Annotated in this window: 16 protein-coding genes and 1 tRNA gene; 9 read left to right on the top strand and 8 right to left on the bottom strand. The window is 42.2% G+C overall.

Annotated features, from left to right (window positions below; genetic code table 11):
• Positions 1-5 precede the first annotated feature (5 nt).
• Complete coding sequence (locus SNE25_RS27820) at positions 6-647, bottom strand: sigma-70 family RNA polymerase sigma factor (protein WP_321562282.1); 642 nt, start codon at positions 645-647, stop codon at positions 6-8.
• A gap of 533 nt (positions 648-1,180) precedes the next feature.
• Positions 1,181-2,068 (bottom strand): AraC family transcriptional regulator, encoded by an 888-nt coding sequence (locus SNE25_RS27815; protein ID WP_321562281.1) that lies wholly within the window; start codon positions 2,066-2,068, stop codon positions 1,181-1,183.
• Between the two features lie 165 nt (positions 2,069-2,233).
• On the opposite strand from SNE25_RS27815, the gene SNE25_RS27810 reads away from it, so the two are divergent.
• Together SNE25_RS27810 and SNE25_RS27805 are read left to right on the top strand one after the other, a co-directional pair.
• Positions 2,234-2,956, top strand: coding sequence for a 3-keto-disaccharide hydrolase (locus SNE25_RS27810; RefSeq protein ID WP_321562280.1), 723 nt, complete (start codon positions 2,234-2,236; stop codon positions 2,954-2,956).
• A gap of 55 nt (positions 2,957-3,011) precedes the next feature.
• Positions 3,012-4,142 (top strand): acyltransferase family protein, encoded by a 1,131-nt coding sequence (locus SNE25_RS27805; RefSeq protein ID WP_321562279.1) that lies wholly within the window; start codon positions 3,012-3,014, stop codon positions 4,140-4,142.
• A gap of 128 nt (positions 4,143-4,270) precedes the next feature.
• Here SNE25_RS27805 and SNE25_RS27800 read toward each other — a convergent pair.
• Positions 4,271-4,343: transfer RNA gene (locus SNE25_RS27800), tRNA-Phe, on the bottom strand.
• 218 nt (positions 4,344-4,561) lie between these two features.
• Here SNE25_RS27800 and SNE25_RS27795 point away from each other — a divergent pair.
• Positions 4,562-5,863 (top strand): (Fe-S)-binding protein, encoded by a 1,302-nt coding sequence (locus SNE25_RS27795; protein WP_321562278.1) that lies wholly within the window; start codon positions 4,562-4,564, stop codon positions 5,861-5,863.
• A 118-nt stretch (positions 5,864-5,981) separates the two neighbouring features.
• Positions 5,982-6,749, top strand: a complete 768-nt coding sequence (locus SNE25_RS27790) for a (Fe-S)-binding protein (protein WP_321566260.1) — start codon at positions 5,982-5,984, stop codon at positions 6,747-6,749.
• Here SNE25_RS27790 and SNE25_RS27785 read toward each other — a convergent pair.
• Positions 6,744-7,229: a hypothetical protein gene (locus SNE25_RS27785; RefSeq protein WP_321562277.1), complete on the bottom strand. Its 486-nt coding sequence runs from the start codon at positions 7,227-7,229 to the stop codon at positions 6,744-6,746. The genes SNE25_RS27790 and SNE25_RS27785 overlap by 6 nt on opposite strands.
• A 45-nt stretch (positions 7,230-7,274) precedes the next feature.
• On the opposite strand from SNE25_RS27785, the gene SNE25_RS27780 reads away from it, so the two are divergent.
• The 3 genes from SNE25_RS27780 (at position 7,275) to SNE25_RS27770 (ending at position 8,731) form a co-directional block, all read left to right on the top strand.
• Complete coding sequence (locus SNE25_RS27780; protein WP_321562276.1) at positions 7,275-7,757, top strand: ABC transporter ATPase; 483 nt, start codon at positions 7,275-7,277, stop codon at positions 7,755-7,757.
• A 15-nt stretch (positions 7,758-7,772) separates the two neighbouring features.
• The gene (locus SNE25_RS27775; protein WP_321562275.1) at positions 7,773-8,060 is read left to right on the top strand and encodes a YciI family protein; all 288 of its coding nucleotides are present in this window, start codon (positions 7,773-7,775) and stop codon (positions 8,058-8,060) included.
• Between the two features lie 62 nt (positions 8,061-8,122).
• Entirely contained in the window at positions 8,123-8,731 is a 609-nt protein-coding gene (locus SNE25_RS27770) for a YdeI/OmpD-associated family protein (RefSeq protein ID WP_321562274.1), read from the top strand.
• 439 nt (positions 8,732-9,170) lie between these two features.
• On the opposite strand, the gene mtgA is transcribed toward SNE25_RS27770, so the two are convergent.
• The 4 genes from mtgA to rpsF form a co-directional block, all read right to left on the bottom strand.
• Positions 9,171-9,851, bottom strand: a complete 681-nt coding sequence (gene mtgA, locus SNE25_RS27765; protein WP_321566259.1) for a monofunctional biosynthetic peptidoglycan transglycosylase — start codon at positions 9,849-9,851, stop codon at positions 9,171-9,173.
• Between the two features lie 189 nt (positions 9,852-10,040).
• Positions 10,041-10,484, bottom strand: a complete 444-nt coding sequence (gene rplI, locus SNE25_RS27760) for a 50S ribosomal protein L9 (RefSeq protein WP_321562273.1) — start codon at positions 10,482-10,484, stop codon at positions 10,041-10,043.
• A gap of 15 nt (positions 10,485-10,499) precedes the next feature.
• Positions 10,500-10,763 (bottom strand): 30S ribosomal protein S18, encoded by a 264-nt coding sequence (gene rpsR, locus SNE25_RS27755; RefSeq protein ID WP_022833472.1) that lies wholly within the window; start codon positions 10,761-10,763, stop codon positions 10,500-10,502.
• Positions 10,763-11,128 (bottom strand): 30S ribosomal protein S6, encoded by a 366-nt coding sequence (gene rpsF, locus SNE25_RS27750; RefSeq protein WP_321562272.1) that lies wholly within the window; start codon positions 11,126-11,128, stop codon positions 10,763-10,765. The genes rpsR and rpsF overlap by 1 nt, the downstream gene beginning before the upstream one ends.
• A gap of 176 nt (positions 11,129-11,304) precedes the next feature.
• On the opposite strand from rpsF, the gene SNE25_RS27745 reads away from it, so the two are divergent.
• The gene (locus SNE25_RS27745) at positions 11,305-11,499 is read left to right on the top strand and encodes a hypothetical protein (RefSeq protein WP_321562271.1); all 195 of its coding nucleotides are present in this window, start codon (positions 11,305-11,307) and stop codon (positions 11,497-11,499) included.
• A 75-nt stretch (positions 11,500-11,574) separates the two neighbouring features.
• Positions 11,575-13,395 (top strand): DNA polymerase III subunit gamma/tau, encoded by a 1,821-nt coding sequence (locus tag SNE25_RS27740; RefSeq protein ID WP_321562270.1) that lies wholly within the window; start codon positions 11,575-11,577, stop codon positions 13,393-13,395.
• The last annotated feature ends 74 nt before the right edge of the window (positions 13,396-13,469 follow it).

Genomic DNA, 13,469 nt, shown 5'->3' with positions numbered 1-13,469 from the left:
ATTACTTACACGCATTGAAAATAAAAAAAAAGAATAGACGAAACGGAGAGAAATGAAGAGGAGATGTTGACGATAATTGCCTTCCGTTCATCGTTAACATATTTATCCATGGAGTTGCTGAGTTTATTCATAGCCCTGTAAACCTGGGTATGTACGGTCCTTACAGAGATGTCAAGTACTTCTGCAACATCAGCACATTTCATTCCCTCTTCTTTAACCAGCCTGAATATTGTTTTGCATTGTATGGGCAGGGAATCAATAGCTTTATCAAGATTGAGCATAAGCTCTTTTTTCTCCAACTGAAGATCGGGCCGGTATTGACTGGTGAGATCGGCGCAGGTATCATGAAGGTCAACGATCTGCATACCGGCACTTTTTCTCCAGTGGCAGATGGCCCGGTTCTTTATGGCGACGAGCAGGTAAACCTCCGGTTTTAGGATGGCTTTCAACTGAGCTCTGTCCATCCAGCAATCAGTCAGTACATCCGATACGATTTCCTCGGCAACTTCCTTACTCTTAACATAATGGAGGCAAAATCGTACAAATTTATCGTGCAAAAGGTAAAACAACCGTTCAAGCGCCTTTAAATCATCGTTCTGGATAATTTTATTCCAACATTCCAGTACTTCATTATCTGTATTGCCCATGATCGTTCGATTAGCCGGTCGTTAACAAGTACATCTGTCCCCGATATACATTATTCATATCCGTGAAATTTATTGCAATTGTTGAAAGGCGTGAACTGCCCTGGTCTATACTTTGCTTATACTAATAACGAAGTTAAATTTTAATTGTAAAAAAAACAATTAAAATTTAACTTTTTAAAATATTTATGCTATTGGCGGCTAAATTGTGCAATATGGTCCCCTTGATTAGGATATTTGGTCGTTAAGGATGATCCTCAAGAAAATCCAGATGTTGAAATCATATCCCGTTTGCTGAAAAACAGGACAGAGGGCTTTTGGGAAGCCTATCGTTTGAAGCAAAGACAGGTTGAACAGGATTATTAAAAACAGCAGACCAGGTGGACGGCTACTGGCTTGACTGTGATTTTGCGAACGGCGCCTGTGATGCTTATTAAAATGGTAGCAAACATTTGTCCGTTAGCGAACTCCTTGCTAAGCAAGAAAATTATGGTCTTCTTGTGAAGAAATCTACGGTAATTCGACACTGCGTCTGATTACAATAAATTAACAGTACTTTTAACTGATTTACCTTCCCTGAATTGGGTGGGGGTCACCTGTTTTATTTTTCTAAATACCCTGTTGAAATAAGGCACATCGTTAAATCCCGTTGCGTTACAGATTTCAGACACGGACAAACTGGTTTTCTTCAACATTTGGCCGCAAGATTCAACACGATACTCGGTAAGAAATGTGAAAAATGTTTTGCCTGTCATCTTTTTAAAAAATGTACAGAAAGAAGATTTGTCCATTCCAACATGTTGCGCTACTTCATTAAGTGTAATCTCTTTTTGAAAATTGTTGATTACAAAGCTATAGGCTCGTTGTATTCTTTTGGTGTTCCGATCTTCGGCTACAGGCCGTCCAACAACATTTTTTTGCTGCTCTGAAGATATCAGTGAGAATATCCTGAGTAGCGTCGAAAATTTCTCAATTTCAGTTTCCGCCATCATTGCTTTCATCAAAACCTGCACTTTGGTTATGGTACTTTCGGCAATCACCACTGCGTCCCGGATTTGTTGAATTTTTAATATGCAGCTTCTTAATTCGGGAAAATTCAGATAGGCATTCTCGAGTAACTGCGGTGAAAAAAAGATGGTAATATTTTCTATCGTTCCGTCGGGCCAAGTGTCGAAATCGTCAAAAGACCAGCAATGAGGAACATTTGAAGGAATAAAAACCACTTCACCGTGAGAAAATGGTTCCATGGTATTACCAATCACCCTGTTACCTGAGCCAACGATGATATAAGAAATTTCGAGGGCCTCGTGTTGATGGAAAGTTATTTGCTCGTTAGGCGGAATACGAACATGATCGACAAAGAATGACCGTTCATTATCGGTAGGTGGCGGACAAAATTTAATATTTTGAACAGTTTGTTTCATCAAATGCAGGCATTTATCCAAATATAAGACAATGAATTTCAATAATAAGACAAATGCCGGTTTCCCATTACCTGTACTTTTGCTTTCCAACTTTCATTAATGCGCTAAAGCGGATAAGCCTTAAAATTTATCCCGCAGTATTCACCAATAATAAAAAACTAAATTATGAAAAAGCACATGACCAAATTTGTCTCTGCCCTGGTCGTATTAGCGGCCATTTTTAACTGCGCCTACACTCCCGATCCAAACAACAAACTGACGGCCAAAGAACAGGCCGCGGGCTGGAAGCTTTTGTTTGACGGACATTCAACAGCAGGGTGGCATTTGTATAACAGCCAGGCGGCATTTACAGCATGGAAGGCGAAGGACGGTGAACTATTCTGTGATCCGCAGGACAAATCCGGACCTGGCGATATGATTACGGACAAAGAATACAAAAACTTCGATTTGAAATTTGACTGGAAGCTGCCTAAAGGCGGGAATAGCGGAGTCTTTATAAATGTTTTAGAAAGGAACGATATTCCGGCGGGCTGGGCGTCAGGACCGGAATACCAATTGCTGGATGACGCTCACCCCGATTATGCAAAGCCACAATCGCGTTCGGGTTGTTTATACGGGTTTGCTCCTCAAAAGAACCCGGTGAAAAGTAAACCTTCTGATACCTGGAATCACTCGGAGATTAAACAAAAGAATGGCAAGGTGCAATTTTATCTGAACGGTGTATTGACAGCAGAAGAAGATTTTGCATCTACTGCATGGGCAAAAAAAGTAGCAGATTCTCATTTTAAGGGATTTCCTGAATTCGGCAAGCATATTAATGGTCATATCGCATTACAAGACTGGGCTACAGGCATCTCATTTAGAAACATCAAAATAAGAGAACTATAAATCGCAAAAAGTTTTATCAACCAATTTTAACCCTGTCAAAACTATCAAATCTTTTATGAGCAAGAGTACTTACCTCGAATCCAAGCAACACTATCCTATATTAGACGGATTGCGTGGCGTTGCCTCGGTGCTGGTCGTAATTTATCACATTTTTGAAACTTTAAGCGGAGGCAATGCATTTGGCCAGCTCATCAATCACGGCTATCTCGCAGTCGATTTCTTTTTTCTGCTTTCGGGCTTTGTGGTTGCGTATGCATATGATGATCGTTGGGGTAAAATGACGCAGTGGGATTTTTACAAACGAAGGCTCGTGCGCCTGCAACCAATGGTAATTATGGGTTCCGTGGTTGGTGCCGCACTTTTTTATTTCCAGGTTAGTCCGGCATTTCCACTCATAGCAGGTACGCCGATCTGGAAAATGCTGCTCCTCATGGTGATAGGTTGCACATTAATCCCTGTACCAATTTCGATGGATATCCGCGGGTGGCAGGAAATGCACCCCTTAAACGGGCCGGCCTGGTCGTTATTTTTTGAATATATCGCGAACATACTTTACGCGGTTGTTATTCGCAGGTTCTCCAAACTGGGGCTTTCCATATTTGTAGCACTTTCTGGCTGCTTATTGCTCGGTTATTTGGCGACCAGCAAATTTGGGGCGCTTATCGGTGGCTGGTCAATTGATCCCATGCAATTATTTATTGGATTTACCCGGCTACTATATCCGTTTTTTGCTGGTGTTTTGCTTTGCAGGACAGGAAAGCTGATGAAAACAAAAAACGCGTTCTGGTGGTGCAGTGTCCTCTTGATAGCAGTATTTTGTATTCCCCGGATTGGCGACATTCATCACGCATGGATGAATGGCCTATATGAAGCGCTTTGTGTTATCGCTGTCTTTCCGATTGTTGTGGCATTGGGCGCGGGTGGTGAGTTGCATACCGCGCGATCGGCCAAACTGTGCAAGTTTTTGGGCGATATTTCTTATCCTCTTTATATAACGCATTACCCGTTGATTTACGTTTTCACAGCCTGGGTTGTAAGCAATAAACTGGCGATGGGGCAACAGACTTTACTGGTTGGTTTAGTGGTAACCATACTGAGCTTATTGCTGGCCTATGCCTGCCTGAAACTCTATGACGCTCCTGTCCGCAAATGGCTAAAAAGAAAAGTTCTAATGAAAAAAGGTTGACCGTTGATATTCGAAGGGCACTGTCTCCCCATAACTTTTCCGACCGATCCCAATTAATTGCAGAAACATGCTTATAAGAAATATAAAATAAAAAAGTTCGCAAGTGCTTAGCAACTTGCGAACTTTTGTGGTATCAGCTGGGATCGAACCAGCGACACAAGGATTTTCAGTCCTTTGCTCTACCGACTGAGCTATGATACCTCCGTTTGGGGAGTGCAAATGTAGCTTTTTTTTTATGTTTGGAAAGTTTTTTTTGAAAAAAGTTTCCAATTTTTGAATAGAATCAAACAATTTAACAAAAAAATCAAACAATTATCCAATTAATCAGTCACTTAGCTTCGATAATATTTTTCAGAAATTAAAACATTTTTCTCTTTAAACATTTCAATTAACTTTGAAAAACTTACTATGCACGCATAATGATTGCACAGGCTATATTTATTATCATTTTAGGGGCCGCCATTTATCTGTTTGCCAAAAACGCGGGTAAAATAAGGCGTAACATATTGTTGGGGAAAGATACTGACCGCTCAGATCAACCTGCTGTACGATGGAAGGTGATGGCTAAGATAGCCCTTGGGCAAACCAAAATGGTAAAACGCCCGGTAGCCGCCGTTATGCACTTTTTTATCTACATCGGGTTTATTATTATTAACCTGGAGGTGTTGGAAATCATGATTGATGGTATCTTTGGGTCGCACCGGATATTTGCTCATCCGCTGGGTGGTTTGTATGGGTTGCTGATAGGAGGCTTTGAGGGTTTGGCAGTGCTGGTGCTAATTGCTTGTGTAGTTTTCCTGTGCCGGCGTAACATTGTACATTTAAAACGCTTTACAGGTACCGAAATGACGGCCTGGCCTAAATCTGATGCCAACTATATCCTCATTACTGAAATTCTATTGATGACCGCTTTTTTGACCATGAACGCGGCCGACTATAAGCTACAGCTATTGCACTTTGAACATTATGTTAAGGCAGGCAGTTTCCCCATAAGTTCGCTGATTGCGCCTTTGCTGCCTAACAGGTCGGGAGCTCTGGTAATTCTTGAACGTGTTTGCTGGTGGTTTCACATTGTAGGTATTTTGATTTTTCTGAACTATTTACCTTACTCCAAGCATTTCCATATTCTGCTGGCTTTTCCAAATACTTATTATTCAAATCTGAATAAAAAAGGAAAGTTCACCAATATGGCATCGGTTACCAATGAGGTAAAGGCCATGCTTGATCCATCTTTTGTGCCCGAAAATACTGGCGAACCAGCACGTTTCGGTGTTAAGGATGTTACCGACCTCACCTGGAAAAACCTGATGGAAGCTTATACCTGTACAGAATGCGGAAGGTGCACGTCGGTTTGTCCTGCAAATATTACGGGTAAGCTGTTATCGCCACGTAAAATCATGATGGATACCCGCGACCGCATTACCGAAGTGGGTAACAACCTGGATAAACATGGTAAGGACTATGACGATGGTAAAACTTTGCTGGATAATTACATTACCCGCGAGGAGTTATGGGCCTGTACCACCTGTAACGCTTGTGTTGAGGCCTGCCCGGTAAATATCAATCCGCTGGAGATTATTACCGAAATGCGTCGCTACATTGTGATGGAAGAATCTCAGGCCCCTGCAAGTTTGAATAATATGTTTGGTAATGTGGAGAATAATGGAGCTCCCTGGAAATACAGTCAGGCCGACAGGTTTAATTGGAGTAACCCCTCCTAAATCCTTCCCGGAGTGGAGGACTTTAAAACAATTGAAAAAAGAGATGAGCGAAGATCTAATTAATAATGAATTAAGCTCCCTCTCTGGAGGAGAGGGTCGGGATGAGGTTATACCTACCATGGCCGACATGGCCGCGCGGGGGCAGGAGCCGGAGATATTGTTCTGGGTTGGCTGTGCCGGTAGTTTTGATGAGAGGGCGCAAAAAATCACTCGCGACATTTGCAAGATATTACAGCATGTGGGCATCAATTATGCTGTTTTGGGCACTGAGGAAAGCTGCACCGGCGATCCGGCCAAACGCGCGGGTAACGAATTTTTGTTTCAGATGCTGGCCATGACCAATATACAGGTGCTTGATGGCTATAATATAAAAAAGATAGTAACGGGTTGCCCGCACTGTTTTAATACCATTAAAAACGAGTATCCGGGTTTAGGTGGCAATTACGAGGTTATCCATCACTCACAGCTTATTCAGCAGCTGATAAACGAGGGAAAACTCAAAGCAGAGGGCGGCGAAAGCTTTAAAGGTAAAAAGATCACGTTTCATGACCCATGCTATCTTGGGCGTGGAAACGGTGTTTATGAGGCCCCGCGTGCGGCCCTTGAAATTCTGGATGCCGAACTGGTAGAAATGAAACGCTGCAAATCAAATGGCCTGTGCTGCGGGGCCGGAGGGGCACAGATGTTTAAAGAACCAGAACCCGGTAAAAAAGATATCAATATGGAGCGCATGCAGGATGTGCTGGAAGCAAAGGCCCAGGTAGTAGCGGCTGCCTGTCCGTTTTGTATGACCATGCTTACCGATGGCGTAAAACATCAGGACAAGGAGCAGGAGATACGCGTATTGGATATAGCCGAAATTACCGTTAAGGCAAATGGCTTATAAACCGCCTTTTGTTTTAAAATAATTTAGCGCGTTTTTCAGACTGTCTAAACGTTCGCTGCTCATGTTCCTGACGGGTAGGTCAATCATGGTCGACATGGAGTCGATATCGCCCTTTGGATCTTCATAAGTTTGCACAATGATATCATCGGCATTAGTGCTTAATTGCAGGATTCCGGCCTTGTCATCGCCCTCGTATTCGACGTCGTTTAAACGGTTCAAATTGAAAGAGTAATACTCCTGTTTACCGTGTTGATAAGTTTTTCGGAGACGTAAAAAATAATCGTTTGTGAGGGTGAGTTCCCACTTTTTTAGTTTAACATCGGGCGGTGGATTGTACGATTCTGAAAGACATTTATTGCTCCAATCAAGCCATTCCTGATCGTCTGTTTGTGGCCTGAAGCTATAATTAAGCCAACCTGCGAGCAAAATGCAGCCGGCTAACAGCATTTTTTTTGTTTGCGACAGATGTGTGTTTTTCATGACAACAAAATGTTACCCGAAGTTAATAAATTGATATTTTTGTAAATGGAATTTTCTCAACACTCAAGAGTTTGGATATACCAGGCCGATAAAAAATTGACCGATCTGGAAGTGCAGGAAGTGCAGCAGCAACTGGATAATTTTACCATCAGCTGGACAGCCCATAACAACCAGTTAAAGGCCAGGGCCGAGGTACGGTATAACCGGTTTTTTATATTGGTAGTTGATGAAAGCCAGGCAGGTGCCAGCGGATGTTCTATCGATAAATCTGTTCATTTTATGAAACAGTTGGAACAGCGTTTTAACGTTAACCTGTTCGACAGGTTTAACCTCGCTTATCGTGATGGCGAAGAGGTGAAATCATTACCCCGCCATGCTTTTGAAGATCTTTTAAAACAAGGTAAAATCAATACCGAAACCATCGTGTATAATAACATGGTACAAAACGTGGCTGAACTGGAAAGCAAGTGGGAGGTGCCGTTTAAAAATAGCTGGCATATACAATTGTTCAGGGACCTTGTTAATTAAACAAACATTAAAACTATGTTCATCATCGATCTTAATTATATTGTGCCGCTTGAAGAGATAGATAAATACATGGATCCTCACGTTCAATACCTGGAAAAATATTACGATAAAGGAATATTTGTGGTATGGGGACGCAAACAACCGCGTACTGGTGGTATTATCCTGGCTTTAGCCGCCACTAAGGATGACGTAGAAAAAATCATTACCGAAGATCCGTTCCACATACACGGATTGGCCGAGATCACCATAACAGAATCCTTAGTTTCTAAACACCGTCCAGATTTAGAGGGGTTGCTTGGTTAAGGATAATTAGGCGGTCGGTATTTTATAGTTTATTTTTAGGCTATTTGTTTTTAAATTTATTTATGGAACAATACGATAGCCGGGTAGATGCATATATCGCCAAATCTGCCGAGTTTGCCAAACCAATACTTGAATACATCAGAGACGTTGTGCATGAAGCATCGCCGCTGATTGGCGAAACCATGAAATGGGGTATGCCTTTTTTTGATTACAAAGGTTCGGTATGCAACATAGCCGCCTTTAAACAGCATTGCGCGTTTGGTTTTTGGCGATCGTCGCTTATTAAAGATACTTACGGCATATTGAACCCCAGCGAAGAAGCGGCTATGGGAAGCTTTGGCCGCCTTGTAAGCATTGATAACCTTCCATCTAAACAGATATTAATTGACTATATACAGCAGGCCATATCCCTGAATGAATTAGGCGTTAAAGCCCACCCTAAAAAGCCTGCAACAGAAAGGGCAGAGTTAGTTGTCCCTGATTACTTTACGGAATTACTGGCAAATCACACCCGCGCTAAAGAAGTGTTTGACGGATTCAGCTATTCTAATAAGAAAGAATATGTGGAATGGTTTACTGAGGCCAAAACTGATGCTACCCGTCAAAAACGTTTGGATACAGCCATTGAATGGCTTACCGAGGGCAAAACAAGGATGTGGAAGTATAAATAAAAGGTGTTCGTTTTTTTGAAGTGAGAACGCCACGAACACTGAAGGGCCATGCCGGTACTTAATCAAATTTCATACTAAAGAGAGCGGTCATGCTGAGCCCCGTCGAAGCATGGTGGGCAGGTCCCTCCGCACGATCCTTCGACAAGCTCAGGATGACAAGCCCACGTGGTTTGCCTCCTGCCTCGTAATTACGCGTGAAAGGAAATATAGATTCTTCGCTGCGCTCAGAATGACAAGCTATATTTTTTACTTGACTTAAATGCCTTTTTTATTCCCTCCCCATGGGGAGGGTGTGTTAGGAATGCGTAGTGGCAGAGAGAGGTTTATGCGTATTTTGATATACTGGCTTACTGGTGAAACTCCTCCCTGCACTCTCCCGTGGGGAGGGTGGCGCACAAGACGACACTTTCTTTATGTCAGCACTGGTATTGTAAGCGGTTTAAAAATCCAGCGGTCCCAGTCGGCGCATATTTTTCATGATAAGGTATTGCCTGTGCCGTAAGTAACGGGTAGGGTGGGTGGCCGACCATTTGAGCGGGCTCGGGAAAATTACCGCTATGGCAGCCGCTTCATGTTTGGTTAGTTTTGATGCCGGTTTATGAAAATAAGCTTGTGAGGCAGCTTCAATACCATAAATGCCATCGCCCATTTCAATTTCGTTGAGATAAATCTCCATGATACGTTTCTTGCTCCAGAAAACCTCAATAAGTACTGTAAAGTAAGCTTCAAAACCTTTTCTTAACAGGGAGCGCCCGTCCCAAAGGAAAACGTTTTTGGCTACCTGCTGCGATATGGTGCTGCCGCCAATCAATTTTTTGCTGTGTGCGTTTTTTTCAATGGCTTTTTCAATAGCATGGAAATCAAAACCATGGTGCTCCAAAAAGGTCTGGTCTTCGGCGGCAACAGCGGCACGTTTCATGTTGTCAGATATGTCATCAAAACTTACCCATTGTTTATCTATCTTCCACTCCTTGCCGCGGGCCTTTTGCTGAAAGCCGCGTTCAATCATGAGCCAGGTAAACGGCGGGCGTACAAAACGGTAAAATAATACCCCAAGCAGGCTTAAGCCTACAAAAAGTAAAAACGCCAGCTTAAATATCCTGAATATAAGCCGCGGTATCCCACCAAACTTTGATTTTGAATTTCGGGCTTTCGATTTAGGATTTTTCTTAGAAGGGGGTGTTCGTTTCACGAAAACTAATAATTATCTATAAATAACAAAGGGTGCTTTGCTTTAGCAAAACACCCTCTAAAATTCTAAAATTAAGTTCAAAATCCGAAATCGAAAATCCGAATCCTGAAATATAAATTACTCAGCTACTACTGAGAAAGGAACCTGTACTTTTACTTCTTTATGCAGGTTTATGTTTGCGATGTAATCACCAACAAACTTAGGATCCTGATCAAAAGTAATACGACGACGGTCAACCTCAAAGCCTTCTTTTTTCAATGCATCAGCAACTTGAATAGTGTTGATGGCACCGAAAATTTTACCGCTTTCACCGGCTTTAGCGCCAATGGTAAGTTTAACACCTTCTAAACGGGCAGCTATCGCATCGGCATCCTTACGGATTTTTTCTTGTTTAAACTGAGCTTGTTTCAAGTTTTCAGCTAAAACTTTACGTGCGCTTGGAGTAGCTAATATGGCGTAGCCTTTTGGTAAAAGATAGTTACGGCCATAACCTGGTTTAACGTTTACTACATCGTCTTTATCACCCAGGTTTTTTACATCTTGTTTTAAAATAACTTCCATTTCTTAAATCTCCTATTATTTTAATGAATCTGTAACGTAAGGTAATAAACCAATATGGCGTGCACGTTTAACAGCCTGAGCCACTTTACGCTGAAATTTTAATGAAGTACCTGTTAAACGGCGTGGTAATACTTTACCCTGATCGTTAATGAACTTTAATAAAAAGTTAGCGTCTTTGTAATCAATATACTTAATACCATTCTTTTTAAAACGGCAGTATTTTTTACGGTTATCCTCCACTTTTGGAGCGGTAACGTATTTAATTTGTTCGTTAGCCATTAGTTTGTTTCCTCCACTTTAGCTGCTGGTTTTTTGTTAAAAGCACCGCTGCGTTTTTTATCATTGTAAGCAATGGCATGTTTATCCAAAGCAATGGTCAGGAAACGCAAAACACGCTCATCGCGCCTTAACTCAACCTCCAATTTGTTAATTAAATCACCTGGAGCCTTAAATTCAGTTAAGTGATAGTACCCTGTAGTTTTCTTTTGAATAGGGTACGCTAATTTTCTCAAACCCCAATTATCCTCCTGGACAATTTCGGCTCCGCCATCAGTTAAAATTTTGCTATATTTAGCGTTAGCTTCTTTAGCAACCTCTTCTGATAACAACGGGGTTAGAACGATCACGATTTCGTACTGTTGCATTATTATACTTGATTTTTAATTAATTACCCGCTAATACGGGGCTGCAAATGTACGAAGAAATTTGAATTAATCAAATCAATTATTGCAATGAAAAATAGTATTTTCGCTTAATTTGCTTGCATTTGCAAAGTCTTCGGATTTTAATAGATACATTTATGCTGATTGCGCCCCGCCAAATGAAACATGCTAATGCTCAGTTTTTTACACCGAACCCTGTTAGGCTTGCCGCGCCGCGCGATAACAGGCCTATTGAGGGCGACTGGGGCGATGAGGACGATGAAGACTTTGACGACCGCCTGGATGCCTATGTTATACCAGATGTGTCTGATCCTGAAGATGATGATCATTTGCCCGACGATGATCTGCAGTAAGCGCGGATTAATATCTTTCAACAATCGTGTTAATGCTACTTTAACTTAAAACATTTTCTTGTTAACTTCGTACCTGTGGATAATTTTATTGTTTCGGCTCGCAAGTATCGTCCGGCTACTTTTGAAACCGTTGTTGGTCAGCAACATATAACCAACACGCTTAAAAACGCTATTAAAAATAATCAGCTGGCTCAGGCATTTTTGTTCTGTGGTCCGCGTGGTGTGGGCAAAACTACCTGCGCGCGTATCCTGGCAAAAACCATCAATTGCACCAATTTACAACCCAATGGCGAAGCCTGCGGCGAATGCCCTTCGTGCAAAGCCTTTGAAAACGGTAACTCATTTAACGTACACGAGCTTGATGCAGCATCAAACAATTCTGTTGATGATATCAGGAGCCTGATTGACCAGGTGCGGATACCACCACAGGCCGCGCGTTATAAAGTATATATTATTGATGAGGTACACATGTTGTCGCAGGCGGCGTTTAACGCTTTTCTGAAAACACTGGAAGAGCCGCCTCATTACGCCATATTTATATTAGCTACTACGGAGAAGCATAAAATACTGCCCACCATACTTTCGCGCTGCCAGATATTTGATTTTAACCGTATTAAGGTTGATGATATGGCAGGCCACCTGGCTTCTATAGCGGTTAAAGAAAACATTAGCTATGAGCCCGACGGTTTACACATCATAGCCCAGAAAGCTGATGGCGGCTTGCGCGATGCCTTGTCCATGTTTGATCAGATCGTTAGCTTTTCGGGTGGTAAGGTTACCTACCGGTCGGTAATTGATAACCTGAACATACTTGATTACGATTACTATTTTAACATAACTGATAGCCTGCTGCAGGAAGATACTGCTAAAGTATTGTTGTTTTTTGACGAGATACTTTCGCGTGGTTTTGACGGCGCCCATTTTATTGCCGGCCTGAGCGAACACTTCCGTAACCTGTTGGTAAGTAAAGATCAGGCTACCGTAAAATTGCTGGAAGTAAGCGAGGGTATCAGAAATAAGTATCTGCAGCAATCGCAAACCGGCTCGGTGTCGTTTTTACTGTCGGCCATGAATATTGCCAACCAGTGCGATATTAGTTATAAACTCAGTAAGAACCAGCGATTGCAGGTAGAGTTGGCCTTGCTTAAAATGTGCCACCTGCCGTCGGTATTTAATATGGCAACTTCACCAATTGCCGCAACATCCGCCACAGACGGGTCATTAAAAAAAAAACCTGATACCTCAGCAGTAACCGCCCCAACGCCGGAAAATAAGATCAGTAATGATGCGCCTGTATTGAGCGATACACCGCTTGCCTATAATAAATCGGCACCGCAGCCACAAAATAACCAGGCAGCACAGAGGGCAATGGAAACGGCTCCGGTAGTACCTGCCGAAAAGCCGAAAATATTTATCCCGAACCCAAGCCTGGGCTCGTTATCTATAAAAATACCCTCACTTAACGATACCGGGAAAACCGAAGAAGAAATTGCGGAAGAGGAAGACCCTTATTTAAAGGGTGACGCCCGCGAGGATTTTACCATGGACAGCTTTTTAAAATACTGGAGCGATTTTGCCGCAAAAGTAAAGGCTGAGGGTAAAAAGAACCTGGTTACCATTTTTACCTCCAATGCGCCCCGTATGTTAAAGCCTTATGAATTTGAGGTTGTGGTTGGGAATAAGGTACAGGAAAATCTGTTTAAGGAGGAACGCCCTGAAATGCACAATTTTTTGCGCAGCAAACTCAACAATTTTAGTATTGAAGTGCATGCCCGGGTTGATGAGCAGCAGGTTGTCAGAAAGCCTTACACTGCGATAGAGAAATTTCAGCACATGGCTGCACGTAATCCGCAGCTTAATGATTTAAGGAGCCGCTTTAATCTTGATTTTGACTGATAGGTAGTTATGGGTTTTAAGTTTTGAGTGATGAGTTAGTTAAATTGTTCAAGGTTAAACTCAAAACTCATCAC

This window comes from Mucilaginibacter sabulilitoris, from assembly GCF_034262375.1.
Lineage (GTDB): Bacteria > Bacteroidota > Bacteroidia > Sphingobacteriales > Sphingobacteriaceae > Mucilaginibacter > Mucilaginibacter sabulilitoris.
The sequence above is the reverse complement of the archived record's forward strand: the minus strand, read 5'-3'. Positions and strand labels throughout refer to the sequence as shown.

Bases quoted from the DNA above. Each gene is read 5' to 3' on its own strand.
- SNE25_RS27820 (WP_321562282.1), bottom strand. From the start codon at position 647: ATGGGCAATACAGATAATGAAGTACTGGAATGTTGGAATAAAATTATC.
- SNE25_RS27815 (WP_321562281.1), bottom strand. From the start codon at position 2,068: ATGAAACAAACTGTTCAAAATATTAAATTTTGTCCGCCACCTACCGAT.
- SNE25_RS27810 (WP_321562280.1), top strand. From the start codon at position 2,234: ATGAAAAAGCACATGACCAAATTTGTCTCTGCCCTGGTCGTATTAGCG.
- SNE25_RS27805 (WP_321562279.1), top strand. From the start codon at position 3,012: ATGAGCAAGAGTACTTACCTCGAATCCAAGCAACACTATCCTATATTA.
- SNE25_RS27795 (WP_321562278.1), top strand. From the start codon at position 4,562: ATGATTGCACAGGCTATATTTATTATCATTTTAGGGGCCGCCATTTAT.
- SNE25_RS27790 (WP_321566260.1), top strand. From the start codon at position 5,982: ATGGCCGACATGGCCGCGCGGGGGCAGGAGCCGGAGATATTGTTCTGG.
- SNE25_RS27785 (WP_321562277.1), bottom strand. From the start codon at position 7,229: ATGAAAAACACACATCTGTCGCAAACAAAAAAAATGCTGTTAGCCGGC.
- SNE25_RS27780 (WP_321562276.1), top strand. From the start codon at position 7,275: ATGGAATTTTCTCAACACTCAAGAGTTTGGATATACCAGGCCGATAAA.
- SNE25_RS27775 (WP_321562275.1), top strand. From the start codon at position 7,773: ATGTTCATCATCGATCTTAATTATATTGTGCCGCTTGAAGAGATAGAT.
- SNE25_RS27770 (WP_321562274.1), top strand. From the start codon at position 8,123: ATGGAACAATACGATAGCCGGGTAGATGCATATATCGCCAAATCTGCC.
- rplI (WP_321562273.1), bottom strand. From the start codon at position 10,484: ATGGAAGTTATTTTAAAACAAGATGTAAAAAACCTGGGTGATAAAGAC.
- rpsR (WP_022833472.1), bottom strand. From the start codon at position 10,763: ATGGCTAACGAACAAATTAAATACGTTACCGCTCCAAAAGTGGAGGAT.
- rpsF (WP_321562272.1), bottom strand. From the start codon at position 11,128: ATGCAACAGTACGAAATCGTGATCGTTCTAACCCCGTTGTTATCAGAA.
- SNE25_RS27745 (WP_321562271.1), top strand. From the start codon at position 11,305: ATGAAACATGCTAATGCTCAGTTTTTTACACCGAACCCTGTTAGGCTT.